22 protein-coding genes and 1 pseudogene are annotated in these 23,775 nt (G+C 65.9%); 8 read left to right on the top strand and 15 right to left on the bottom strand.

What is annotated here, in order from left to right; translation table 11 throughout:
* The first annotated feature begins 269 nt into the window (after positions 1 to 269).
* The 3 genes from ABH933_RS03465 to ABH933_RS03455 all read left to right on the top strand — a co-directional run bounded on the left by ABH933_RS03465 (position 270) and on the right by ABH933_RS03455 (position 2,778).
* Positions 270 to 1,004: an SDR family oxidoreductase gene (locus ABH933_RS03465; RefSeq protein ID WP_429415104.1), complete on the top strand. Its 735-nt coding sequence runs from the start codon at positions 270 to 272 to the stop codon at positions 1,002 to 1,004.
* Positions 1,005 to 1,167: 163 nt separating this feature from the next.
* Positions 1,168 to 1,884, top strand: coding sequence for a class I SAM-dependent methyltransferase (locus ABH933_RS03460; protein ID WP_429415101.1), 717 nt, complete (start codon positions 1,168 to 1,170; stop codon positions 1,882 to 1,884).
* A gap of 60 nt (positions 1,885 to 1,944) precedes the next feature.
* Positions 1,945 to 2,778: an SDR family oxidoreductase gene (locus ABH933_RS03455; protein ID WP_429415099.1), complete on the top strand. Its 834-nt coding sequence runs from the start codon at positions 1,945 to 1,947 to the stop codon at positions 2,776 to 2,778.
* 197 nt (positions 2,779 to 2,975) lie between these two features.
* On the opposite strand, the gene ABH933_RS03450 is transcribed toward ABH933_RS03455, so the two are convergent.
* Together ABH933_RS03450 and ABH933_RS03445 are read right to left on the bottom strand one after the other, a co-directional pair.
* Positions 2,976 to 3,422, bottom strand: coding sequence for a MarR family transcriptional regulator (locus ABH933_RS03450; protein ID WP_429415096.1), 447 nt, complete (start codon positions 3,420 to 3,422; stop codon positions 2,976 to 2,978).
* A 197-nt stretch (positions 3,423 to 3,619) separates the two neighbouring features.
* Positions 3,620 to 4,552: a haloalkane dehalogenase gene (locus ABH933_RS03445; protein ID WP_429415763.1), complete on the bottom strand. Its 933-nt coding sequence runs from the start codon at positions 4,550 to 4,552 to the stop codon at positions 3,620 to 3,622.
* Between the two features lie 137 nt (positions 4,553 to 4,689).
* On the opposite strand from ABH933_RS03445, the gene ABH933_RS03440 reads away from it, so the two are divergent.
* Entirely contained in the window at positions 4,690 to 4,899 is a 210-nt protein-coding gene (locus ABH933_RS03440; protein WP_429415093.1) for a hypothetical protein, read from the top strand.
* Positions 4,900 to 5,209: 310 nt separating this feature from the next.
* Positions 5,210 to 5,815, top strand: coding sequence for a hemerythrin domain-containing protein (locus tag ABH933_RS03435; protein WP_429415090.1), 606 nt, complete (start codon positions 5,210 to 5,212; stop codon positions 5,813 to 5,815).
* A gap of 41 nt (positions 5,816 to 5,856) precedes the next feature.
* Here the strand turns inward: ABH933_RS03435 and ABH933_RS03430 are convergent, their stop codons facing one another.
* Together ABH933_RS03430 and ABH933_RS03425 are read right to left on the bottom strand one after the other, a co-directional pair.
* A complete protein-coding gene (locus ABH933_RS03430) occupies positions 5,857 to 6,186 on the bottom strand; it encodes a multicopper oxidase domain-containing protein (RefSeq protein ID WP_429415087.1) in 330 nt (109 codons plus the stop codon).
* Between the two features lie 42 nt (positions 6,187 to 6,228).
* Positions 6,229 to 6,615 (bottom strand): DUF6223 family protein, encoded by a 387-nt coding sequence (locus ABH933_RS03425; protein WP_429415084.1) that lies wholly within the window; start codon positions 6,613 to 6,615, stop codon positions 6,229 to 6,231.
* Between the two features lie 230 nt (positions 6,616 to 6,845).
* Here ABH933_RS03425 and ABH933_RS03420 point away from each other — a divergent pair, with 230 nt between their 5' ends.
* Together ABH933_RS03420 and ABH933_RS03415 are read left to right on the top strand one after the other, a co-directional pair.
* Positions 6,846 to 8,102 (top strand): sensor histidine kinase, encoded by a 1,257-nt coding sequence (locus ABH933_RS03420; protein WP_429415081.1) that lies wholly within the window; start codon positions 6,846 to 6,848, stop codon positions 8,100 to 8,102.
* A complete protein-coding gene (locus tag ABH933_RS03415) occupies positions 8,099 to 8,791 on the top strand; it encodes a response regulator transcription factor (RefSeq protein ID WP_429415078.1) in 693 nt (230 codons plus the stop codon). Before ABH933_RS03420 ends, ABH933_RS03415 begins: the two co-directional genes overlap by 4 nt.
* 428 nt (positions 8,792 to 9,219) lie before the next feature.
* Here ABH933_RS03415 and ABH933_RS03410 read toward each other — a convergent pair whose 3' ends face one another.
* Both ABH933_RS03410 and ABH933_RS03405 read right to left on the bottom strand, forming a co-directional pair.
* Positions 9,220 to 10,299: an isocitrate/isopropylmalate dehydrogenase family protein gene (locus ABH933_RS03410; protein WP_429415075.1), complete on the bottom strand. Its 1,080-nt coding sequence runs from the start codon at positions 10,297 to 10,299 to the stop codon at positions 9,220 to 9,222.
* Positions 10,300 to 10,439: 140 nt separating this feature from the next.
* A complete protein-coding gene (locus ABH933_RS03405; RefSeq protein ID WP_429415072.1) occupies positions 10,440 to 12,377 on the bottom strand; it encodes an alkyl/aryl-sulfatase in 1,938 nt (645 codons plus the stop codon).
* Between the two features lie 312 nt (positions 12,378 to 12,689).
* Between ABH933_RS03405 and trxA the strand changes: the two genes are divergently transcribed.
* Positions 12,690 to 13,058: a thioredoxin gene (trxA, locus tag ABH933_RS03400; protein WP_215919241.1), complete on the top strand. Its 369-nt coding sequence runs from the start codon at positions 12,690 to 12,692 to the stop codon at positions 13,056 to 13,058.
* Positions 13,059 to 13,145: 87 nt separating this feature from the next.
* On the opposite strand, the gene ABH933_RS03395 is transcribed toward trxA, so the two are convergent.
* From ABH933_RS03395 to ABH933_RS03355, 9 genes and pseudogenes are all read right to left on the bottom strand, one after another.
* Positions 13,146 to 13,583, bottom strand: coding sequence for a 2-keto-3-deoxygluconate kinase (locus ABH933_RS03395; protein WP_429415069.1), 438 nt, complete (start codon positions 13,581 to 13,583; stop codon positions 13,146 to 13,148).
* Positions 13,584 to 14,030: 447 nt separating this feature from the next.
* A complete protein-coding gene (locus ABH933_RS03390; protein WP_429415066.1) occupies positions 14,031 to 14,228 on the bottom strand; it encodes a DUF4351 domain-containing protein in 198 nt (65 codons plus the stop codon).
* Between the two features lie 350 nt (positions 14,229 to 14,578).
* On the bottom strand, positions 14,579 to 17,314 hold the full coding sequence (gene polA / locus ABH933_RS03385; protein WP_429415063.1) for a DNA polymerase I: 2,736 nt from the start codon (positions 17,312 to 17,314) through the stop codon (positions 14,579 to 14,581).
* Positions 17,315 to 17,397: 83 nt separating this feature from the next.
* Complete coding sequence (locus tag ABH933_RS03380) at positions 17,398 to 18,093, bottom strand: ABC transporter ATP-binding protein (RefSeq protein WP_245401359.1); 696 nt, start codon at positions 18,091 to 18,093, stop codon at positions 17,398 to 17,400.
* A gap of 249 nt (positions 18,094 to 18,342) precedes the next feature.
* Positions 18,343 to 19,287: pseudogene (locus ABH933_RS03375) on the bottom strand (ABC transporter ATP-binding protein); the annotation flags it as partial.
* Positions 19,284 to 20,513, bottom strand: coding sequence for a branched-chain amino acid ABC transporter permease (locus ABH933_RS03370; RefSeq protein WP_429415060.1), 1,230 nt, complete (start codon positions 20,511 to 20,513; stop codon positions 19,284 to 19,286). The gene ABH933_RS03370 and the pseudogene ABH933_RS03375, both read right to left, overlap by 4 nt.
* Positions 20,513 to 21,550: a branched-chain amino acid ABC transporter permease gene (locus tag ABH933_RS03365; protein ID WP_429415057.1), complete on the bottom strand. Its 1,038-nt coding sequence runs from the start codon at positions 21,548 to 21,550 to the stop codon at positions 20,513 to 20,515. The genes ABH933_RS03370 and ABH933_RS03365 overlap by 1 nt, the downstream gene beginning before the upstream one ends.
* A gap of 134 nt (positions 21,551 to 21,684) precedes the next feature.
* Positions 21,685 to 22,881 carry a branched-chain amino acid ABC transporter substrate-binding protein gene (locus ABH933_RS03360; RefSeq protein WP_429415759.1) on the bottom strand — a complete coding sequence of 399 codons (1,197 nt, stop codon included), beginning with the start codon at positions 22,879 to 22,881 and terminating at the stop codon, positions 21,685 to 21,687.
* Between the two features lie 227 nt (positions 22,882 to 23,108).
* On the bottom strand, positions 23,109 to 23,726 hold the full coding sequence (locus tag ABH933_RS03355) for an ANTAR domain-containing response regulator (RefSeq protein ID WP_429415054.1): 618 nt from the start codon (positions 23,724 to 23,726) through the stop codon (positions 23,109 to 23,111).
* Positions 23,727 to 23,775: the final 49 nt, after the last annotated feature.

Here is a 23,775-nt window from a genome sequence, read left to right as displayed (position 1 = left end):
AACGGCGTTCCGTCGGCATCGCGGCGACGCATCGCCGCCCGAACCAGCAAGGTTGCGTCGTTCATGCGGTACCGATAAAGTATGTAATGCATATATTATTGACCCGACATGATGGGTTCGGGTCGCGTCTCGAGATCATCGCAGCTCAGCTCAGACCGGACGCCAGGAGCAGCCCTCCCGCCTCTGGTACCGCGTTTCCTCCTGCGCCGACCCGCCGACCACCGATGACGCCGATCGCCGAACTCCATCCACCACCCATGGAGAATTGCATGCCGAATACCGATCGCGTCGCCCTTGTCACGGGCAGTGGACGCAGCATCGGCCGGGCGATCGCACTGCGTCTGGCCGCCGACGGGGCGCGGGTCATCGTCAACTACAAGAGCAACGCCGAGGCCGCCGGGCAGGTCGTCTCGACGATCGAAGGGGCCGGCGGACAGGCCACCGCCGTGCAGGCGGATGTGGCCGATCCGGTCCAGCTGGCGTTGCTGTTCGACGCTGCCGAACAATGGTACGGCGGTCTGGATGTGTTCGTGCACAACGCGTATGGGTTCGCCGCCGGCCCGATCGCCGGAGCCTCCGACGAGGACTACGCGCGGTCGTTCGCCGCCAACTCCCACGCCACGTTCGTCGCGTTCCGAGAGGCCGCCGGGCGGGTGCGCGACGGCGGCCGAATCGTCTACATCTCGTCGTCGGCCACTCGCGCAAGCGACCCGTCCGTGTCGGTGTACTCGGCGAGCAAGGCTGCGGGCGAGCAGTTGGTTCGAACTTTCGCCCGTGAGGTGGGGCCGCGGGGAATCACCGTGAACAGCGTATTGCCGGGACCGACGAATACCGATGCGATGCAACATATGAAGCACATGCTGGCGGAGCGGATCGCCCGCACACCATTGGGGCGCTTCGGTGAGCCGGAGGACATCGCCGATGTCGTGGGTTTCCTGACCTCTCATGACGCTCGATGGGTCACAGGTCAGAGCATCGCTGCCGACGGAGGCCTCACAGCGTGACAAGCCATGTCGCGCACTGCCATCGAACTCCTCGGCACCCACTGACTTTCCATTGCATCCGGATCGGCACGAGAGGGTTCTCACCCCGGGACGCGCGATACGCCGACGACGTCGTGCGCCGCGACAGGTCCGGTCGGCCGCTTCATGAGAAAGGACAACTCAGATGACCCACAGCAGCGCAGAACCGAACAACGAATCAGCTGGAGCCGACTTCGACCGGATCTATCGCGGCGAGCCAGTCGCGCACGGCTTGAACTTCGAGCGGGTGCCCTGGGATATCGGCAGGCCGCAGCCGCTGCTCATGGATTTCGAGAAAGCGGGCAGTATCACCGGCGAGGTACTCGACGCCGGGTGCGGGCCGGGCGATACCGCTATCTACCTGGCTGGTCTCGGGTATCGGGTAACCGGGCTCGATGTCGCGCCCACCGCCATCGACGAGGCGCGCCGGCGGGCGGCCGAGCGAGGCGTGGCGGTCGTGTTCGAGGTCTCCGACGCAACCGCCTTCGACGGATACGACGGCCGGTTCGACACAGTCGTCAGCAGCCAGCTCGTTCACTGCCTGAATTCCCAGCAGCGCCGCGCACATGTAGCCGCACTGACCCGGGTAATCACGCCCGGCGGGCGGCTGATCCAGTTCAGCGCCAACTTCGCCGACGGCGTCGAAACCTTTGGTCTGCATTCCATCTCGGAGGAAGAATTGCGCCGCTCGTTCACGGCGCCGGACTGGTCGATAGTCGGCTTACGAGCCGGACACATGGTGGGCGGCCGTCCGCCCGAGGCGTTGTTGAGCCAGTTCGCCCTGAACGACTTCCGCCCCGAATTCACCGCCGACGGACTGATGCTGATGCCGGTCTGGGCATTGGAAGCGCAGCGGCTCTGACGAACTCGCTGTGCGAGAGTCGCCGGATCGTCCGGGACCCAACTAGAGAAGGAGCTGCCCATGTATCTCGTCACCGGAGCAACGGGGGTGATCGGCCGACCACTCACCGACACCCTGCTCGCGAGCGGAGCGCAGGTCAGAGCGATGACTCGTCGACCCGACGCGCGCCTGCCCCGCGGCGCCGACGCCGTCACACCCGAGGACCTCGACTCCGCCCTGCGCGGCGTCGATTCTCTGTTCGTCCATCCGCGCGCAGCCAAGGACGACATCGCCGAGCTGCTCGCTCGCGCTGCGGCACACCACGTCGGACGCGTGGTGGTGATGTCGGCAATCAACGCCGACGACGACGTGTCACTTCAGCCCTCGTGGTTCAACGGCGACCGCAATACCGACGTCGAACGCGCGGTCGTCGACAGCGGAATGCCGTGGGTGAGCATACGGCCGAGTTCGTTTGCGATGAACACACTGTCGATGTGGTCCGGTCAAGTAGCCAACGGCGACACGGTGTTCGGTCCGTTCGCCGAGTTCGCGGAGCCACTCATCCACGAGCGCGATGTCGCCGATGTGATCGCCCGGGCGATGGTCGATGACTCACTTCTGGGTCGGAAACTCCCGATTACCGGCCCCGAGTCGCTGCGCATCGACCAGCTCGTCGCCATCATCGGAGAAACGCTTCAGCGCCCCTTGGGTTTTCACGAGGTTCCCGCCGAGATGGCTGCCGCGGGCATGACCGCGCACGGACTCGACCAGCGGTTCGTAGACGCCCTGATGACTCGATACGCCCGCGAGATCGAGCGACCGATCGCAGCGAATACCAACGTGGAGGACATCCTCGGCCGTCCGGCCCTCTCGTTCGCCACCTGGGTAGCCGACCACAAGGACGACTGGTCATAACCCGAGCCGTTCCATCTTGCGCACGACATGTCATATGTAGATGATGTGTTATGGAAGGCATATGTTATTTGTACGATAGAGTTCGACGTCTCGGCGGCGCGGCGCGGAATCGGCGGCACACATCCCCGATTTCGTGCCGCGCCACCTACCGCGAGCCGCACCTGCGACCGACCGAGTCCGGCAGCACATACGGGCGGTCAGCCCTCGGTCAACTCCTCCGCCGCCTGACGACCCGCTACGCCTGTCCGTTGTAGGAAGTCGGCGATCACCTCGAGCTCGGCACCGGAATAACGAGCACACAGCTCATCCATCCGGTTGTTCATCCCGGAGAACAACTCGAACAATTCCGAGTTCCGCTCGCGCACGGCATGCAAGGTGACCGCCCGACGATCCGAGGACTCCGGATCACGCTCTCGCACGATCCATCCACCCTTTTGCAAGCGGTCCAAGACTCCCGTCATCGTTGCGGGATGCAATCCGGCCCGCCGCGCCAGCGAGGAGGGCGACAGCGGGCCATATCGGTTGATCAGATCCAGGCATGTCCAATCGATATCCTTGAGCTCGACCCGGCCACCGAATCTGCGGTTGAGCAGTGACAGCTGAATATTCAAGTCACGCAACGCTTCCCGCACGTCCGCAGTCAACCTACGCCTGGTACGCGCCGGAGCCCGGCCTGCTACTGAATTCATCCTGCGCCACCTCGCCCACATTTATACGGTTTACATATCATACGCAAAGCCGAAGCCGCTGATAGCATCGGCTCGCCGCCGTGGCCGGGCAGATAGATCTGGAACTGTGTGAGGGGGAGCCTATCTGTCACCCGCGGACTCCGGCAATCGGTTCATTGGGTCGATCGAATGAACTCGCCAATTGTGCCGGCCAGAACGGGGCCTTGATCTTCCTGCACAAAGTGACCAGCGTTGACGATCGTCACGTGTGGTTGCCCAGCCGCGCCCGGAATATGCTCGCGAAACATCCGGGCGCCGTCGCCGACTCCGTAGTCGTTGTCGCTGAAAGCGCACAAGAATGGGGTCTGCATCGTCTCGAGAATGTCCCACGCCCGGCGGTTCGCCGCGGCCGCGTCGTCGAATGGCGCGAGGGGCACCAGTAGCGGAAATTGGCGGGCGCCCGCCAGATGTGACTCATCGGGAAACGGTGCATTGTAGGCCGCCAGAACCGCCGGATCGAGATCGGTCACGGTCCCGCGGTCGACGACCTGACCGATGTCGAAGGGACTCGAACGCTGACTGAGCTGCAGCCACAGGGCAAAGGAGCCTCCGAGATCCTGGTCACCGGTCGGAAACGAGGTGTTCGTGGCGACCACGCGACGAAACCGGTCTCGATGCTCTGCCAGCATACGCAGCCCCAGCAGACCGCCCCAGTCCTGGCACACCATGGTGATATCACGCAGGCCGAGACGGTCGAAGACGGTGTGTGCCAGCCAGTCGACGTGCGCCTGATACGTGTACACGAAACGGTCGATCGGTTTATCCGACTTACCGAACCCGATGAGATCGGGCGCCACGCAGCGATGCCCAGCCTCGACCAACGGCGGGATCACGTGCCGGTAAAGGAAGCTCCACGACGGTTCTCCGTGTAGTAGCAGGATGGTCTCCCCGGACTCTTGCGACGGCTCGGCGGGGCGTTCATCGAGATAGTGCACCCGCAACCGCGTGCTGATGCCGGCACCGGCCTCGATATCGACGTAGTGCGGCGCGAACGGGTAGTCGGGTAACCCTTCGAACCGCTCGTCGGGCGTTCGTGCAACCGCGATCGACCGTTCTGTACCGACGGGGACCTCCGCGTCGACCATCTCGCACTCCTCACGCCCAGCCACTTCCAGCAATAATATTGTACTCATATTATATGCTACAGATATTTTACGTGCACCTACTTCCTTCGGGAGGATTCGTGACCGACAGCGCCAGGGCCGTAGCCCGAGTCATGTATGCGGCGTTCGACAGCGGCAACCACGCCGCCGCGAAAGACATCTTCACGGCCGACTTCTGCGGCCACCCTCTCGGCGCAACCGGACCCGACAGCGTGACGCGGTCCTGGCGGCGGTTCCGCAAGCGTTCCCCCAAGCTCGGGTGGCTATCGAATATCCCCACCGACGAATAGGCGAAGCTTCAGCGTCACGCGACGGACCGGCCTGCGAGGCCCTTCCGGCCGATCGTCTGGAGCCGACGTCATCGATCGCAGGTGACGATCATCACGGAGATGATATTCTTTCCATATTGTATCTAAAAGAGATTACTTAGTAGCATCGTTGTACCCCACGGACATTGGGGCCGAAACACCAGTCGGCGTCGCATCGGCGCCGATCCAGGCAGCCGCACACCCCGGCCCGGTGCCGAACCTGTGACGTCGCGCTGCGTGAATCCGCCACGGGGCGGGAACAGCTGCCCGTTCCGCTATCGAAAGACCTGTGATGACTATTGATTTCGCCGTCATGTACGCAACACACGACGCCTTCCGCCGCGACCTCCGACGCCTGTCCGCAGCCGTCGAATCCGGCCACGCCGACTCGCCCGGCGTCGAAGCCGGGTGGTCGAACTTCGTCCGTCAATTGCATGTTCACCACACCGTCGAGGACGCCGCACTGTGGCCCCAGGTGATCGCCGCTGTGTCCGGCCGTCCGGACGACCTGGCGCTGATGGCCGAGATGGAGGCCGAGCATGCGGCGCTGGATCCGGCATTGGCCGCGGTCGAGGCCAGCCTCACCAGGCGAGCTGCCGACCTGCCCGAGCGCATCGACACGCTGTCGACGATCCTCGGCGAACACATGGCGCACGAAGAAAACAGCGCGCTCCCACTCATTCAAGAGGTTTTGACCCCGAAGGACTGGGACACTTTCCGCAGTGCGATGGCCCGCAAGCAGGGGCCGTCGGGGGCGGCGGTCTATATACCGTGGGTGCTGGATGACACCACACCCGACCAGCGCAAGCGTTTCCTGGCGGCGATGCCCGGCCCGGTCGCGGTAGCCAATCAGCTGGTTTTGCGGCGGCGCTACAACAGCAAGGCCCTGTGGCGATGATGGCCCAGCGATAGTCGGCTTTGCCCGCGTATGTGTGCGCTTCACCTCGTCCACCCGCACGATCGACCGGCGGTGGCCTCGGATCGGCCGCCGGTCGATCGTGGACGCGGTCGAGCCGCAGATCCGCGAGTTGTTGAACGCGCGTCCGACGATGCCGCCTGCTCGGCCAGGACATCGATCGTCATCTCCTGATAGCCGCCCAGCATCACCACGTCCTTGCGCAGCCCCGCGGTCGGGGTCCCGGCGATGTGGGTGATCTCGAAGGTGTTGCGGTGCAGGTGGATCGGGTGGATGTCATCGGTCGTGTTGCGCCACCGCAACCGATAGCGGCGGCCTCTGGTCAGATCGAAAACCGATGTGGCGTTGCTCATGTCGAACGCTGCACCGTGTGCCGCCCGATGTCCGGGCCGCTGTCATGACATAGGCATGGATCCGGCACCATGACTGGTTCGGCGGGAGCGGGCCAGGGCCAGCCCGCCCAGGAGCATGCTGATCAGCCCGAACACGACGGCGAGCCAGGCCCCGACTATCCCGTTGCCAGTGCCGGGCCCTCCCTTGGCGGTAGCCGACAGCACCACTCCGAGGACCATGCTGATCAGTCCCGCCAGCAGAGCCGCGATGGGCGTGCGTCTGCTGAGTCGGTTCCGGCCGCTCACGCGTAGCGCCAGCCCGCCGGTGAGGATGCCGGCCAGCCCGACCAGCGCGGTGATACTGGCCTCGAGTCGCCCGGAAGTCATGCCGTAGCCGACGGCCGACTTGACCGCGACTGCTGCGTCGGCCAACAGGTGAGGGACTGACATAGCGGATCCTTTCGGTCGAACAACGGCTACCGGGTCGGATCACCGAGGTCTCCGTCGTGCAATGGACTCGCAAGAATCGTCTCGTTCCACAACCGGGGCGGCATCCGTCGACGGGCGGTGCCCGATACGACGTTCGGCGTAGACGGCTCGCCTGGATTCGCGCTCCTGGACGTACAAGCTCACGCAGCTGACCGCAGGTCTATCGTCAGGGCAGATCCTATGATCGCACCATGCCGGATCGCATCACGTTGTTCCGCATACCTGTGTGGGTGCAAGACGTGCTGTTGGCGGCGTTCATCACTGTCATGCAGGTCCAGGGAACCCTCGTGCGTAACAGCGGGACACCCGAAGCCGTGTTGCGCCCGCTGTCCGAGCTTGGATATCTCGGCTACGTTCTGCTGATCGCCTCAGGCGTGGTCGTCGTCGTACGTCGCCGCTGGCCGGTCGCGGTGTTCGCGGTGACCGCGTTGGCCAGCGTGATCTACTACATTCTCGACTTCCCTGACGGGCCCGGATGGCTGGGCCTGTTCGTGGCTCTCTACACCCTCACCGCCCACGGCGACGGGTATCGCTCGCTGAAGGTGGCGGGTGTAGGGATCGTCGTCCTGACCGCGGTGTGGCTGATCTCCGCCGCCGATATCGAACCCCGGGCCGCCATTGGCTGGGTCTACTTCCGCATCGGTGTGTCGGTCATGAGTGCCACCCTCGGTGAGAGTGTCCGCTCGCGGAAATTCATTGCGGCACAGGCGCTCGAGCGCGCCGAGCTCGCGGAACGAACGCGTGAGGACGAGGCCCGCGCCCGGGTCGACGCCGAACGGCTCAGGATCGCCCGCGAAGTCCACGACACAGTGGCGCACGCCATCGCCATCATCAACGTCCAGGCCGGGGTCACCGCGCACGTGCTCGACAAGCGACCGGAACGAGCAGGCCAGACCCTGAAGGCCATCGAGCAGACCAGCTCTCGGGCACTGTCGGAGATGCGGGCCATTCTCGGAGTTCTGCGCGAGGACAACGACGACCGTGTCCCGCCCGAGGGTCTCGCGCAGCTCGAGGACCTCACTGCCATGGCGCGAGAGGCCGGGCTCGATGTCGACCTCGAAACCATCGTCCCGACCGCACCGGTACCCAGTGCCGTGGGCAATGCTGTGTATCGAATCGTGCAGGAATCGATCACCAATGTGATTCGGCACGTCGGACCGACCCATGTCACGATCGCAGTGAACTACTGCGCCGACGCGGTGGAGGTGCGAGTGGCCGACAGGGGTCGGCAGCCGGGTTCGAAAACCGTTGGAGCAGTTCACCATACGGATGGCGGCGGGGCGGACGGCGGGATCACCGGCATGGGCTCACATGGCCGCGGCATCCTTGGGATGCGCGAGCGTTGTGAGCTTCTGGGCGGGCACCTACACGTTGGCCCACTGGCGAGCGGCGGCTTCGCGGTCACCGCTCGGTTGCCTTGGACTCCGACCGGAATGGCGAGCGTATGAACAGCGTGGCAGGCGCATCGAACGGCGCTGTTCCGATCGAGGTCCTGCTCGTCGATGACGAGCAGTTGGTTCGGTCCGGGTTCCGGTTGCTGTTGGATACCGAGGACGACATCACAGTGGTAGGGGAAGCCGCCACCGGCGGCGAAGCCGTACAGAAGGCTCGTGCGCTGCGCCCGGATGTCGTACTCATGGACGTCCGCATGCCCAAGATGGACGGCATCGAGGCCACCCGGCAGATCGCCGCCACGACCGGGCTGCGCGACGTCCGGATCGTGATCCTGACCACCTACGATACCGATGCCTACGTCTTCGAAGGTCTGCAAGCCGGTGCCAGCGGTTTCCTGCTCAAGGACTGCGGCCCCGCCGAACTTCTGCACGGGATTCGTGTGGTCGCCGCGGGTGACGCCCTGGTCGCACCGCGCATCACGCGCCGCCTCATCGCCCAGTTCACCGTGCGTCAGGCGGCGAACAAGGCCGGTGAACAGCGGCTCGCGGTCCTCACCGAACGCGAACGTCAGGTCCTGTCGTTGGTCGGGCAAGGGATGAGCAACGACGAGATCGGTGCCGAACTCTTCCTCAGCCCGGCTACCGCCCGCACCCACGTCAGTCGCGCCATGGTCAAACTCGGTGCCCGCGACCGCGCGCAGCTGGTCGTCATCGCTTACCGCACAGGACTTGTCACCCCGTAGGGGCAACGGACTACTCGCCCTCAGCAACGGCAGTGCCCGCCCACCAGGAGTTGGATGCGGATCCACTCCGCCCGATCACGGCATCTCCGGGTCGTTGCTGCCCACCATCGCCGCTGGTGATTAATCCCGCCATTTAATGTCTGACGTCAACCAACGACGCTCATACACGCCAACGCCAGTAAGCGATTTCACAGCAGGAACGGGGCGGGCCTTGAACGTATTCGCAGGTCAGATGTCAAGTGTAACAACCACACCCAACGCTGTACGCTCTTGACAACGGCACCAATCGCAAGCTGGCTCGATGCGAGTACATGGAGTTACCCATATTCGTACGAAATCAGGTCTGCGTTGGCATCCGAATCGGTGAGCATCGAGTCAGACATCTCGGATTCGGGGCGGTGGACGCCCCAGCGAGGTGGCACCAGAGGTCACCACCGATGTAGCCGGGCGCGCACCTGCTCGGCGAATTCGCTGGTAGAGGCCAATCCGCCCAGATCCACGGTTGCTATACCGGCCTCGAATGTGGCCGCGACCGCCCGCTCGATGCGCTCGGCCGCGCGGGTGAGCCCGGCGTCGTCGCGGCGCGAGCCCAGCCAGCGCAACAACATCGCCGTGGACAGTTGCAGCGCAGCGGGATTCGCGCGGTTACGCCCGGCGAGCGTCGGCGCGGCGCCGTGCACCGCCTGTGCCATCGCCCGGTCCGTCGAGCAGTTCAGCGAGGCGGCGATGCCCAGTGAGCCGCCGAGCTCGGCGGCCAGGTCGGACAGGATGTCGCCGAACAGGTTCTCGGTGACGAGCACGTCGTAGTCGGCGGGCGCGCGGACCAGATGAGCGGCCGTGGCATCGACGTGCTCGTCATCGACGATCAGGCCCGGATACCGCGCGGCCACCTCGTAGCAGACATCGCGAAACAGGCCCATCGTCATCGGCAGCACATTCGCCTTGTGCACGATGGTCAGCAGGCCGCGGCGCGAGCGGGCCAGGCGGCATGCCTCGTGCGCGATCCGTTCGGTGGCGGCCCGGCTGAACACTCCTACGGACATCGCCACGTCCGGCGTGGGCTGGAACTCGCCGGAACCGGCGACCATGTTGCGGTCGGCGTAGAAGCCCTCGCTGTTCTCCCGCACGATCACCAGGTCCATCCCCGGAGTCGTGGCGCGCACCCCCGCGAACGCCCGCACAGGGCGGATGTTGGCGTACAGGCCGAACCGCTTGCGGATCGCACCGCCGGGCGGGGCGCCGGTGCGGTGTTCGGGCGCATAGGAGACGTTGTCGTGCGGGCCGAGGATCCAGCCCTCGAGGGTCTCGAGCATCTTCAGGGTCGAGATCGGTAGCGGGTCACCGCATTCGGCGATCGCACGCTGCCCCATCGGCAGCGGCAGCCATTCGATCGCCGGGGCCTCGACCACCGCCATCGCCTCGTCGGCCACGTCCCGGGCAGCCCGCACCACCTCGGGCCCGATGCCGTCGCCCTCGATCAGCCCCAACCGTACGGTGCGCGCGGTCACCGCTCACCGGCCTGGCTGATCCGCCGTGGGGCCACGGCCCGCTCGGTTCGTCGGGCAACCGATGAGTATCCACTGCGCACCACCCCATGCTAACCGCAGGTCAGCGGGCCGACCGCGGCGCCGGGCCGGCAACCGACGGGTCACGGGGTGACAATGGGGAACCAGAACGGGAACGTGTCGAGCAGCTCGAACAGGCCGGTGAGGGCGGCGCGATCGCCCTCGACGCGCACGCTTCCGGCGGCGATCTCCCGATCGAGCGTGCTCGCGCCGACGATGACGTTCTGGAAGGCGCTACGTTTCCAGTGCACGGCGGCGTCGGGATCGGGTAGGAGCTTGCCCGCGGTGTACACGAGGGTGGCGTTGCTGAGCCGGACAGCGAATTGTTCGGTGGTGCCGTCGATTTCGGCGAAGAACCAGTTGAAGCGGCCGGTGCGATGCCAGGCGGCGGGACCGTCGAGGCGGATGCCGAGGTAGTCCAGCAGCATCTCGAGGGTCATGGCGTCGAGCACGTCGGGTCCGGCCAGTTGAATGGTCCCCAGGTCTCGCACGCCGTGACGCAATTCCGTTGCGCCCATGAGATATTCATTTCGCCAGGGACCGTTCTCCGTCTGATAGCCCAGCTGTTCGAGCGCGTCGGCCTGCAGCGTGCGGGCGTCGGCGTTGCCGGGATCGGCGAACACCACGTGGGTGAGAACCTCTGCGACCCAACGGTATTCACCGGACTCGTAGGCGGTGCGGGCCCGCTTCAGCACCGCGTCGGCGCCGCCCATGTACTCGACGTATTTCGGGGCAGACCGCTCGGGGGGAAGCGGGTCGAGGTGCGCGGGATGGCTGTCGTACCAGCCGAGGTACCGCTGGTAGACGGCCTTGCTGTTGTGCCGGGCAGAACCGTAGTAGCCGCGGCAGTGCCATTGCCCGGCCAACCCGGGCGGCAGTTCGATTCGTTCGGCGATCTCGGACATGGTGTAGCCCTGATTGGCCAGCCGCAGCGACTGATCGTGCAGGTATTTGTACAGGTCGCGCTGCTGTTCCAGGAACGCGACGACGTCCGGGGCGCCCCAGCGGGGCCACTGGTGCTGGGCGATCACGACGTCGGTGTCGGCGCCGAACATCTCGATCGCCTCGTCGAGGACCTTCCACCAGGTCGCCGCGTCGCGGACCTGGGCACCGCGCAGCGTGTAGAGGTTGTGCATGGTGTGGGTGGCGTCCTCTGCCGAGCACAGCAGCCGCCTACCGGGGAAATGGATCAGGAATTCGGACGGCGCCTCGGTGCCCGGCGCCATCTGAAACACCATGTCGACCCCGTCGACGGTGCGCTTCTCGCCGGTGTCGGTCACGGTGTCGGTCGGCGCGATGAGCGAGGAGGTGCCACCGTGTGGGAGCCCGTTGCCCAGGCCGGCATTGATCTGCCCACGGGGCCCGCGGGCCAGCACCATCCCGTACATGTAGATCGCGCGCCGGGACATGGCGTTGCCGGCGTAGACGTTCTCGGCGACAGCCTCCTTCAGGAAGCCCTCGGGCGCGATCACCACGACCCGTCCGGCCAGCACGTCGGCCTCGTCGACGACTCCCTTGACGCCGCCGTAGTGGTCGGCGTGGCTGTGGGTGTAGATCACCGCCCGGACCGGACGGGCCGGGCGGTGCCGGAAGTACAAGTCCATCCCGGCCTTGGCGGTTTCGATGTAGGTCAGCGGATCGATGACGATCAGCCCGGTGTCGCCTTCGATGATCGTCATATTGGAGATGTCGAGGCCGCGAAGCTGATAGACACCGTCCATCACCCGGAACAGCCCGTGCGGCTTGTTCACCAACGCGTGCCGCCACAGGCTCGGATTCACCGTGTCGGGCGCGTCGGTGTCGGTGACGAATGCGTGGCCGTCGAGGTCCATCAGGGGGCTGCCGTCCGGGAAGGTGATCACCGGCGGATCGAGCGTGCCGACGAAGCCGCGGACCGAATCGTCCAGATCACGACGATCGTCGAGTGGCAACCCGGCGATGAAGTCCAACTGCGCCGCGCGGGTGGCGTCGGTGGCCGGCTTGGCGGCCGGCGCCGGATCCGAGGACTCTGTCTGGGGCATGACAACACCTTTCTGTTGGGCGCGGAACAACTCGGCCGCAACCAACCCACACTCAGGCGTCGAACCCCTACACGGTGACTGTAGCGAACTCCCGGCATATCGCGAACACCGTGATTCCCCGGCTACCGTGGTGGGTATTACCCACTACTGCGACCGTCGTTCCGGCTGGACGGTGCGGTCGACGCGCCACCGCGGCACCCCGCTGCGATGACGCTCACATGCCCACTGACCTGGACATGCCGACCAATACGCGTGGAAGATATCCGCGGCGTCCGGCGTTACACAGCACGCCAACGACAGGAGAGGACACCAATGGCCACCCAGACACTGACCGAGCAGAACTTCGACGAGGTAGTCACCGGAAACGATGTCGTGCTCGTCGATTTCTGGGCCGAGTGGTGCGGACCGTGTAAGCAGTTCGGCCCGACGTTCGAGAAGTCCTCGAACGAGCACCCCGACGTCGTGCACGGCAAGGTAGACACCGAGGCCCAGCAGGGCCTGGCCGCCGCGGCCAACATCCGCTCGATCCCGACCATCATGGCCTTCCGCGAGGGCGTGCTGGTGTTCGCACAGCCGGGCGCGCTGCCCCCGGCCGCCCTCGAGGATCTGGTGACTCAGGTGAAGGCCCTGGACATGGACGACGTGCGCAAGCAGCTCGCCGAGCAGGGCGAGCAGGCGTAACGACCCGTCCCAACGGATCGACTCGGATCGCCCCCGCCGCATTCGCTTGCGGCGGGGGCGATCTCGTGTCAGTGACCGTTCGGTAGTTCAGCCCGCAAACGAGTTGATGCTCGAAAGCATCGCCCGGACAGTGGATTCCGCGCCGTCACCCGCGAGGGCGGCGCCCCAGCCGCGGCGGCCGTGGAAATCGCACTGCACGAAAGTGGCTATGCCCGAGGCAGTTTGCCGCTGATGGAACTGCAGGATCTCGACCGGGTAGCCCTCGTCGTAGAGGGCCGAGGTCAGCGCGGCGACCGGGCTGCCGGCCGCCACGACGGTGCGCAGCCGATCACCGAATTCGAGGGTTGCGGTGTAGGTGGCGGACTCGCGGCGGCTACCCGCCGGGGTCCATTCGCCGAGCGTGATCGGTCCCGCGTGATCGCAGTACCGATCGTAGAACTCGGCGGGGGTCAGGCCGGTGCTCTCGGCGCGCATGGCGCGGGGAGCGGCGGTGATGAAGGCATGTGTGTCGATTGTGAGTGTCATGGCAGGTCTTCCCGATGCCTTGTCGTGTCAGGGGTGACAACGTGTCCGAATTGACGGGACCAGCGCAGTAAAGAATGAAGTTCATCGGCCGCAGCGAGGGGCCGGTCCGAATCAGACCCCGCTACGGCGGAGAACTACGAGAAGTCGACCGGCGGCCACCATCGCGGTAAGCGGCATGAGCACCACACGGTCGCGGTCGGCGACGTTGTGTGTAGCGCTGTGGCTAGCGGCGGAATTCGGCACGGCTATGAGGATATGGACCGAATCCGCAGATAGCAACCACAATCGCCCGGAACCGATGGGTAACTTCGTCACAAACGTCCGTAAACGGCGAACCAACACCCGACGACACGTCCGGCAACCGATTCGAGCGACCAGCCCCCGGCAGGCACAGACCCCAACCTGAGCCGCCCGCAACCCCCAAGCAACCTCCCAGAATCCGGTCGATCAGGCCAGCACCTCGTCCACACTGCTCCCGGTCAACACCCGACCGACCCACACGTCAAGCCTCTCGATCGTCGCTGCACGCACCTTCTGCTCGACAGCCTCGGACAGCGGACCGAACCGCTGAGCCAACATCTTCAGCAGCATCGACGCTTCACCCCGCGCTTCACCACGCGCTTCGAGCATTTCGGCGGTAGTCACAATGACCTCCTTGGCCTCCGGGCCCGAATCTCCGACGCCGCATCCTTCGGACGGCCGAGCATATTACGGAAGAACATGTCGTGCGGATTCGACGGGTCCCGGACCATGCCGCCCACCGTACACATTAATGCCATAGATTGCCCAAACTGCTTGTGCAGCTTAATCTTTCATGCCCTGCACCGAATTGTAAGACTGTGGCACATCGTCTTTGGAGTCTCACTTTGCGAGTCCTGATCGGCATGGAAGCGGACTACGGCGGGAGAAGGACCCGCAAGCGGCCAGCGGTACGCCTGGGTGGTCTCTACTCCCCGCCCTCGGCGAACCTGACAGGCACCGCCGAGGGCGGCGCCTCAGTGGGCGGCGGAGTCCCAGCTGCGGCCGACGCCTACCGAGACCTCCAGGGGGACCGACAGTTCGATGGCCTTGGACATGTGTTCGCGGGCAAGGGATTCCAGTTGGGCGCGCTCGCCCGGGGCTACCTCGAAGACCAGTTCGTCGTGGATCTGCAGGAGGGTGCGCGAAGTCAGTCCGGCCTCGTGGATGGCGCGCTGCACGTTGATCATCGCGACCTTGATGATGTCGGCGGCGGTGCCCTGGATCGGGGCGTTCAGGGCCATGCGCTCGGCGGCCTCGCGGCGCTGGCGGTTGCTGGAATCCAGGTCGGGCAGGTAGCGGCGGCGGCCGAACAGGGTCTCGGTGTAGCCGACCTTGCGGGCCTGATCCACCGCGTCGAACAGATAGTCGCGGATGGCGCCGAACCTGTTGAAGTAGACCTCCATCTGCGCCTTGGCCTCCTCGGCGCTGATCTTCAGCTGCTGGGACAGGCCGTAGGCGGACAGCCCGTACGCCAGGCCGTAGGACATCGCCTTGATGCGGCGGCGCATCTCCGGAGTGACCTCGGCGATCGGGATGTCGAACGCCTTGGAGGCGACGAAGCTGTGCAGATCCTCGCCGGAGTTGAACGCCTCGATCAACCCGGCGTCCTTGGACAGGTGCGCCATGATGCGCATCTCGATCTGGCTGTAATCGGCGGTCATCAGGGATTCGAAGCCCGGCCCGACGACAAAAGTGTCGCGAATGCGGCGTCCGGTGTCGGCGCGGATCGGGATGTTCTGCAGATTCGGCTCCGTCGAGGACAGGCGGCCGGTGGCGGCGATGGTCTGGTTGAAGGTGGTGTGGATGCGGCCGTCGTCGGCGACCGACTTCAGCAGGCCGTCGACCGTGACCTTCAACCTGGTCGCGTCGCGATGCGCGAGCAGATGCTCGAGGAACGGATGCTGGGTCTTCTCGAACAGCGACTCGAGCGCGTCGGCATCGGTGGTGTAGCCGGTCTTGGTGCGCTTGGTCTTGGGCATCTCGAGCTCCTCGAACAGCACCACCTGCAACTGCTTCGGGGAGCCGAGGTTGATCTGCTTGCCGATCACCCCGTAGGCCGCGCTCGCGGCATCGGCCACGCGGTCGGCGAATTCGGACTGCAGCTGCTCGAGCTCGGCGACATCGACCGCGATCCCGGCCTCCTCGAGCTCGGCCAGCACGCCCAGCAGCGGCAGCTCCATATCCGTGAGCAGACCGGTGGACTCGATGCCCCGCAGTTCCTCGTCGAAGGCGTCGGCAAGATCCGCCACCGCCCGGGCGCGCAGCATCTCACCCTGGGCCAGCTCCGCATCGACCTGACCCTCCTCGTCCAGCAGGGACAGCTGCGGCTGCTCATCGGATTCCACGCGCAACTCGCGCGAGAGATAGCGCAGCGACAGATCGTCAAGATTGAAGGTGCGCTGCCCGGGGCGCACGAGATAAGCGGCCAGCGCGGTGTCGCTGGACAGCCCACTCAGGCGCCAGCCACGCCCGCGCAGCGCATGCAAGGCGGCCTTCGCCTCGTGCACGGCCTTCGGCACCGCCGCGTCGGCCAGCCAGTCGCCCAGGGCCTTCTCGTCCTCCGGGGTGAGGCCGACGACATCGAAATACCCGCCCTCACCATCGGCGGCGGCGATCGCGATCGCCTTCACGTCGCCATTCACCGGGGTGCCGGTGCCGACCACCGAAATGCCGTGGCGCAGACCGGTCTTCCCGTGCTCGGCCAGCCAGGCCGCGACCCCGCCGGACTCGACCGCGCCGCCGCTGATCTCGAAGCCGCCCTCGGCCTCGGGCTCCGGCGCGGCCAGGGTGTCGAACAGCCGGTCGCGCAGCACCCGGAATTCCAGATCGTCGAACAGCCGGTGGATCTTGTCCCGGTCCCACGGCTGCTGGGCCAGCTGATCGGGTGTGTAGGGCAGCGGAACGTCCTTGACCATCTCGGTGAGCTGCCGGTTGAGCACGACGCTGGACAGGTTGGCGCGCAACGCATCACCGACCTTGCCCTTCACCTGGTCGACGCGGTCGACCAGGGTGGCCAGATCGCCATACTCGCGCACCCACTTGGCCGCGGTCTTCTCCCCCACGCCCGGGATGCCGGGCAGATTGTCGCTCGGGTCGCCGCGCAGGGCCGCGAAATCCGGGTACTGGGCGGGAGTCAGGCCGTACTTCTCCTCGACCGCCTCGGGGGTGAACCTGGTCAGATCCGAGACGCCCTTGCGCGGATACAGCACGGTGACATCGCCGTTCACCAGCTGCAGCGAATCCCTGTCGCCGGTGACGATGAGCACACGGAAGCCCTGCGGCACCGCCTGGGTGGTGAGCGTGGCGATCACATCGTCGGCCTCGTAGCCGTCGATCGCCATGACCGGGATGCCCAGCGCGCCCAGCACCTCCTGGGTGATCTCCACCTGGCCGCGGAACTCGTCCGGCGTGGTGGCGCGGTTGGCCTTGTATTCCGGGAACGCCTCGGTGCGAAAGGTCTTGCGGCTGACATCGAACGCCGCGGCGACATGCGTGGGCTTCTCATCGCGCAGCAGGTTGATCAGCATGGCGGTGAAGCCGTAGACCGCATTGGTGGTCTGCCCGGTGACGGTCTTGAAGTTCTCCGCGGGCAGCGCGTAGAACGCGCGATAGGCCAGCGAATGCCCGTCCAGCAACAACAGGGTCGGCTGCGCTCCCGAATCGGGGGCGGGCACGGTGCTGGGACGCTGATCGCTGGTGGCTGAAGTCACGGCACAGAGTCTAGGGACCCCCACCGACAAGCGTTGCCGGACCTGCCGGGATGACGAGAAATCCCCGTCATCCCGGCCGGTGCCTACGCCACGCCCAGGTAGGCCGACTTGACCGCCGGATCGGTCAGCAGCTGCCTACCGCCGCCGGTCTTGGTGACCTCACCGGTCTCCAGGATGTAGGCGCGATGGCTGCGCGTGAGCGCCTGCTGGGCGTTCTGCTCCACGAGCAGCACCGTGGTGCCCTGGGCATTGATCTCGCTGATGATCCGGAAGATCTGCTGGATCACCATCGGCGCCAAGCCCATCGACGGCTCGTCGAGCAGCAGCAGCTTGGGCCGGGCCATCAGGGCACGCCCGATCGCCAGCATCTGCTGCTCGCCGCCGGACATGGTGCCGCCCACCTGTTTACGCCGCTCGGCCAGCCGCGGGAACAGCTCGAAGACCCAGTCGACGGTGGTGTTGTACTCCGACTTCTGCTTGAAAGGCCGTGCGTGGCACCCCATATCGAGGTTCTCCTGCACGGTCATGCCCGGAAACACACCGCGACCCTCGGGCGCCTGGATCAGGCCCTCGACCACCCGTTCGTGCGCCCGCATGCGGGTGACGTCCTTGCCCCCGAACGTGATCCGTCCGCGGCTCAGCGGCAGCAGGCCCGACAGCGCGCGCATGGTGGTGGTCTTGCCCGCACCGTTGGCGCCCAGCAGGGTCACCAGCTCGCCCTGCGACACCTGCAGCGAGATGCCGTGCAGCGCCTGGATTCTGCCGTAGTTGACAACCATGTCCTCGACCACGAGCAGCGGTTCGGAACCCGTGCCCGAGCCGCCGGTCGTCAGCGCGCTCGCGGACACCGGATCCGAGCCCGTTGCCGCGGGCGCGGCGGGGACCGGCTCGGGCTTGCGGAAGGCAACGTCGGGCGTAGCCTCCGGATCGGGGACCGCCGGTATGACCGCCGTTTCGGCCGCCGCGGCCGGATTCACGAACACCGACGGTTCGGGCTCCGGCACCGCGGCGGCGGCCTCGGCCCCGGACTCCTGGTCCGGCACACCCAGATACGCCGCGATGACGGCCGGATCCTCGCGAATCTGCTGCGGCAGTCCGTCGGCGATCTTGCGTCCGAACTCCAGCACCACGATCCGATCCGTGACGCCCATGACCAGCCGCATGTCGTGCTCGATCAGCAACACGGTGAACCCGTCGTCGCGGATCTTGCGGATCAGATCCATGAGCGCCGATTTCTCGCTCGGGTTGAATCCGGCCGCGGGCTCGTCCAGGCAGAGCAGTTTCGGCTCGGTCGCCAGCGCGCGGGCGATCTCCAGCCGGCGCTGATCGCCGTAGGACAGGTTGCGCGCCTTCTCCACCGCACGCGGCGCGATGCCGACGAATTCCAGCAGCGCCATCCCGCGCTCGATGGCATCGCGCTCCTCGCGCCGATGCCGCGGGCTGCGGAACACCGCACCCGGAATCGAGGTGTGGTGCCGGGCGTCGGTGCCCACCACCACGTTCTCCAGCGCCGTCATCTCCCCGAACAACCGGATGTTCTGGAAGGTCCGGGCGATGCCCAGGCGGGTGATCTGGTTCCGCTTGGTCTTCGTCAACGGCTTGCCGTCGAAGAACACCGTGCCGGAGGTGGGGCGATACACGCCCGTGATGGCGTTGAAGCAGGTGGTCTTGCCCGCGCCGTTGGGGCCGATGAGTCCCAGGATCTCGCCGCGGCGGATCTCGAAACTCACCGAATCCAGTGCGGTCAGACCGCCGAACTTCATCGTCAGCCCGTCGGTGCTCAACAGCGGCGCACCGACCTCGGTCTCGATATCCCGGTGTGCGGCAACGACCTCCGCGACGGTGTCGGCATCGGCCAGCTCCGGCATGACGGCGTCGACGTCGAGCACGCCCGCGGATTCGACCTCGGGTTCCTGCGCGTAGCCGCCCGCCATGTCCTCGTTGTCGAACAGTGCGCCTCCAGGAGTCGTCATGCGTTCGCTCCCGTCGCCTCGACGGCCGCACCGGGTCGCCGCACCGCTCGATACACCTGGCGGGCGTAGGCGAGCAACTTCTGCCGCGCGGGGAACAGCCCCTGCGGACGGAAGATCATCACCACCACCAGCGAGAGACCGAAGAACAGATACTTGAAGTCACCCAACGACTGCCCGCCCACGTTCACCGACATGAACCGGTTGGGCAGGTAGACGATCAGGAACGCACCCACGATCACGCCGAGCTTGTTGCCCTGACCGCCCAGCACCACCGCGCACAGGAACAGCATCGAGTTGATGACGTTGAACCCGGTCGGGTTGATGAACTGCACCTGACCGGCGTACAGCGCGCCCGACAGGCCGCCGACGGCCGCACCGATGGTGAACGCCCACAGCTTGAACTTGAACGTGGGCACGCCCATGATCTCGGCGGCGTCCTCGTCCTCGCGGATCGCCACCCACGCGCGGCCGACGCGGCTGCGCTCCAGGTTGCCGACCAGCATCAGGACCACAACCACCAGCAGCATGCCGATCCAGAACCACCACACCCCGGAGTTGGCCCGGTCCAGCGGATTCGAGCTGTGCGAGCCGAGGTTGCCCGAGGAGAAGTAGCCGCCCGGATGGGTCTTGGACTCACCCAGATGCGGATACGAGATCGCCGACAGCCCGAGGCTGCCGTTGGTGACCCCGCCGAGGTTGTCCGCGAGCAGCCGCACGATCTCACCGAATCCGAGCGTCACGATCGCGAGATAGTCACCGCGCAACCGCAGTGTCGGGGTGCCCAGCACCAGGCCCGAGAGCGCGGTGATGATGATCGCCAGCGGCACACAGGCCAGCCACGCCCACTTCGTGTCGAAGAAGCCGCCGTTCGAGTGGAACGGACTGTTCGGGCTGGTCAGGATGCCGACGGTGTACGCGCCGACGGCGTAGAAGCCGACATAACCCAGATCCAGCAGGCCGGTCTGGCCGACCACGACGTTCAGGCCGATCGCGATCAGCGCGTACATGGCGAACTGCGCCATCACGCCGCCGAAGCTGGTGCCCGGGGTATTGATGATCGGCGGCGGGTACAGCGCGATCAGCCCCAGCACGATCACCGCCGGAACGCCGAAGGCCCACTGCTGTGGCCGGGACAGCCCGCCCCACCAGCCGCGGACCGCGTCGCCGACGCCGCGCGGCTGATCGGGCGGAGTCGGTGCCACCGGCACCTTGGTCGCCTCACTCATCACACACGCGCCTTCCCGAGACTCTCACCCAGGATGCCGGTCGGACGGAACATCAGCACCGCCACCAGCACCACGAACGCGACCACGTCGCGCCACTGGGTGCCGAACAGAATCTGGCCGTAGTCCTCGGCCAGGCCCAGGATCAGGCCGCCCAGCAGCGCGCCGCGCAGGTTGCCGATGCCACCGAGCACCGCGGCGCTGAATGCCTTGACGCCCAGGATGAATCCGCCGTTGAAGACGATGCCCTGGGGCACCTTCAGCGTGTACAGCGTCGCGGCCGCACCGGCGAGCAGGCCGCCGATGAGGAAGGTCAGCATGATGACGCGCTCGCGCGAGACGCCCATCAGCGTCGCGGTATCGGGATCCTGCGCGACCGCCCGGATGGCGCGGCCGAACTTGGTGCGGTTGATCATGATCTCGGTGACCGCGGCCAGCGCGATCGCCGCCAGCACGATCACGATTGCCACGTTGGTCACCGAAGCACCGAAGAGCGAGAACACCTCTTTGGGCTGCACCAGCTTGATGGGCTGCTGCGGATTGGTGCCGCCGAGACCGTGCACGATCTTCGGCAGCACGTAGTGCACGAACTCCTGCAGCACGAACGACATGCCGATCGCGGTGATCAGGAAGATCAGCGGCCGGGCGCCGCGTTTGCGCAGCGGCCGATAGGCCACCCGCTCGAGGCCCACCGCGGCGCCGCCGGATACCAGCATGCCGATGATCATCGCCACCAGGATGTAGACGATGGTCATGATGGTGCCCTCGGCATAGGTATTGCCGCTGGCGGTGAAGCCCACAAGCTCCAGGCCCACATACTGGCCGAACATGCCCAGCATGAATATTTCCGAATGGGCGAAATTGATCAGCCTCAATACGCCGTACACCAGGGTGTAGCCGACGGCCACCAGCGCGTAGATCGCGCCGTAGCTCAAGCCGTCGACCGTGAGCTGCCAGAACTGGTCGAACACCCCGGAAATGTTGAAATCGATAGTTCCCGAGGCCAGTAGCACGGGATCAGCCAAAGCGGTTACAGACATTCCAAACTCTCGTCATCGTGGTAACAGCGTGCAACGGGAGTTCCGATGTGCCCCCTCCGTGGTGACGGAAGGGGCGTGCACCGGGAGGGGGGTTCCCCCGGCCCGGTGCACGCTGTTGCCGATACGGCTGGCGCCTACTTGACCTGGTACATCCAGATCGTGGCGTTCGACAGCTCACCCGTGGCGTCCCACTTGTAGTGACGGGCCAGACCCTGGCTGTCGTAGCTGCGCACGTAGTTCAGCACGTCCGCACGCGTCACCTTGCCCGCGTCGATAGCCTTGAGCAGGATCGTGGTCAGGTCGTAGGCCTCGACCGAGTACACGCCCGGAGCCTGGCCGTTGAGGGCGTTGTAGTTGGTGGCGAAGGTATCCGGCGCCGGGCCGCAGGGGCAGGACAGCAGCGCATCCTTGCTGGAATCACCGGCCTGCTTGGTGAACTGCGGGTCGTTGGTGCCGTCGTCGGAGACGAAGGTCGCGGTCACGCCGCCCGAGCGCAGCTGCTCGACGAGCGGGGCCGCCTCGGCGTAGTAGCCGGAGTAGAAGATCGCGTCCGGCTTGGCGGCCGACAGCTTGGACACCGTGGCGGAGAAGTCCTTGTCACCGGTCTTCACATTGGCCGAGCACGAGGTGTCGTTGGCCGAGCCGAGGGCCGCGGTCACCGACTTGGCCAGGCCCACGCCGTAGTCGGAGTCGTCCTGCACCACGCAGATCTTCTTGAACCCGCCGGTGCCGGTCATGTAGTGAGCCACCGAGGGCCCCTGCACGTCGTCGTTGGCCAGGCCGCGGAAGAAGGTCTTCCAGCCGTTCTTGGTCAGGGAGGCGTTGGTGGCCGAGGAGGTCAGCGCCGGCAGACCGGCATCGCTGAGCACCTGGCCGGTCGCCTTGGTCTCACCGGAGAACGCCGGGCCGATCAGGCCAACGATCGACTGATCGCTGATCACCGTCGGGACCACCTGGGTGGCCTTCTGCGGGTCGCCCTCGGTGTCGAAGTTCTTCAGCACCACCTGGCAGCCCGGATTGGCCTTGTTGTGCTGCTGCACCGCCAGCTTCGCGCCGTCGTCGATATTGATGCCCAGGGCCGCATTCGCACCGGTGAGGGCGCCGGCCATCGCGATCGCCGTGGTCGGCGCGCAGGTGGCCTTGCCGTCACCGGCGGGATCGGCGGCAGTGGCGGCGCCCGTCTGCGACACCGCCTTGCCCTGTTGGTCGATCTGCACCAGCGCCTTGATCGACTGTGCGCCGCCGGCAGCGCTGCTGCCGCCGGAGTTGGTCGTCGTCGACTTGCTGCTGCATCCAGCCACGGCCAGGACGGCTGCGGCCCCGATCACCAATGCGCCACGGGCCACGCGACTGCGCGTGGAGCCCCGGGTGAGTGAACCAAGCAAGATACACCTCTATGTCCAGCGATCCCTCGGGTTCACCGAGGGGGCCGACCATGTCGGCCAAGCTCAGAACTTAGCGGGGTGACGTTAGCTCCGCATCACATTCGGACCATTTGTGTTACTTAGATCCCAAATATTGTTTCAACCGCGTTAACACAGCAGCTAATCCGCAGCGACTATGGCTTGGGCGTGAGATTCTCCAGCACGACCTCCGCAACCGCCTTCATCGTCGTGCGGCGATCCATCGCGGTGCGCTGAATCCATTTGAAGGCCTGCGGCTCGGAAAGCCCCTGCGTCTGCATCAGCACACCCTTGGCGCGCTCGACGAGCTTGCGCGTCTCCAGTCGGTCCGTCAGATTCGCGACCTCGTTCTCGAGCGCGCTGATTTCGTGGAACCGGCTCGCGGCCAGCTCGATCGCCGGCACCAGATCCGATTTGGTGAACGGCTTGACCAGATAGGCCATCGCACCCGCGTCACGCGCCCGCTCGACCAGATCGCGCTGACTGAATGCGGTCAGAATCACAACCGGTGCAACGCGTTTCGATGCGATCTCCGCCGCGGCGTCGATCCCGTCGCGACGCGGCATCTTGACGTCCATGATCACCAGATCGGGACGCAACTCCGTGGCCAGATCGACCGCCTGCTGGCCGTCGCCCGCCTCGCCCACCACCTGATAGCCCTCCTCGGAGAGCATCTCCACCAGGTCCATCCGGATGAGGGCCTCGTCCTCGGCCACGACCACCCGCTTGGCGGCAGCCCCATCCTTCTTCGCGCCCCCTGTTGACGTTCCCATAGACAGACCCCTCGTGGTTTCCGATGCCGACACCCGATGTTTACCGTCC

Origin of the sequence: Nocardia sp. GP40, assembly GCF_050434125.1 — a bacterium.
Lineage (GTDB): Bacteria > Actinomycetota > Actinomycetes > Mycobacteriales > Mycobacteriaceae > Nocardia > Nocardia albiluteola.
Note: the sequence above shows the minus strand (reverse complement) of the source record. Positions and strands in the feature narration are given on the sequence as shown.

Excerpts from the sequence above, each read along its gene's own strand:
- ABH933_RS03465 (WP_429415104.1), top strand. The coding sequence starts at position 270 with ATGCCGAATACCGATCGCGTCGCCCTTGTCACGGGCAGTGGACGCAGC.
- ABH933_RS03460 (WP_429415101.1), top strand. The coding sequence starts at position 1,168 with ATGACCCACAGCAGCGCAGAACCGAACAACGAATCAGCTGGAGCCGAC.
- ABH933_RS03455 (WP_429415099.1), top strand. The coding sequence starts at position 1,945 with ATGTATCTCGTCACCGGAGCAACGGGGGTGATCGGCCGACCACTCACC.
- ABH933_RS03435 (WP_429415090.1), top strand. The coding sequence starts at position 5,210 with ATGACTATTGATTTCGCCGTCATGTACGCAACACACGACGCCTTCCGC.
- ABH933_RS03430 (WP_429415087.1), bottom strand. The coding sequence starts at position 6,186 with ATGAGCAACGCCACATCGGTTTTCGATCTGACCAGAGGCCGCCGCTAT.
- ABH933_RS03425 (WP_429415084.1), bottom strand. The coding sequence starts at position 6,615 with ATGTCAGTCCCTCACCTGTTGGCCGACGCAGCAGTCGCGGTCAAGTCG.
- ABH933_RS03420 (WP_429415081.1), top strand. The coding sequence starts at position 6,846 with ATGCCGGATCGCATCACGTTGTTCCGCATACCTGTGTGGGTGCAAGAC.
- ABH933_RS03415 (WP_429415078.1), top strand. The coding sequence starts at position 8,099 with ATGAACAGCGTGGCAGGCGCATCGAACGGCGCTGTTCCGATCGAGGTC.
- ABH933_RS03405 (WP_429415072.1), bottom strand. The coding sequence starts at position 12,377 with ATGCCCCAGACAGAGTCCTCGGATCCGGCGCCGGCCGCCAAGCCGGCC.
- trxA (WP_215919241.1), top strand. The coding sequence starts at position 12,690 with ATGGCCACCCAGACACTGACCGAGCAGAACTTCGACGAGGTAGTCACC.
- ABH933_RS03395 (WP_429415069.1), bottom strand. The coding sequence starts at position 13,583 with ATGACACTCACAATCGACACACATGCCTTCATCACCGCCGCTCCCCGC.
- ABH933_RS03380 (WP_245401359.1), bottom strand. The coding sequence starts at position 18,093 with ATGGTTGTCAACTACGGCAGAATCCAGGCGCTGCACGGCATCTCGCTG.
- ABH933_RS03370 (WP_429415060.1), bottom strand. The coding sequence starts at position 20,513 with ATGAGTGAGGCGACCAAGGTGCCGGTGGCACCGACTCCGCCCGATCAG.
- ABH933_RS03365 (WP_429415057.1), bottom strand. The coding sequence starts at position 21,550 with ATGTCTGTAACCGCTTTGGCTGATCCCGTGCTACTGGCCTCGGGAACT.
- ABH933_RS03355 (WP_429415054.1), bottom strand. The coding sequence starts at position 23,726 with ATGGGAACGTCAACAGGGGGCGCGAAGAAGGATGGGGCTGCCGCCAAG.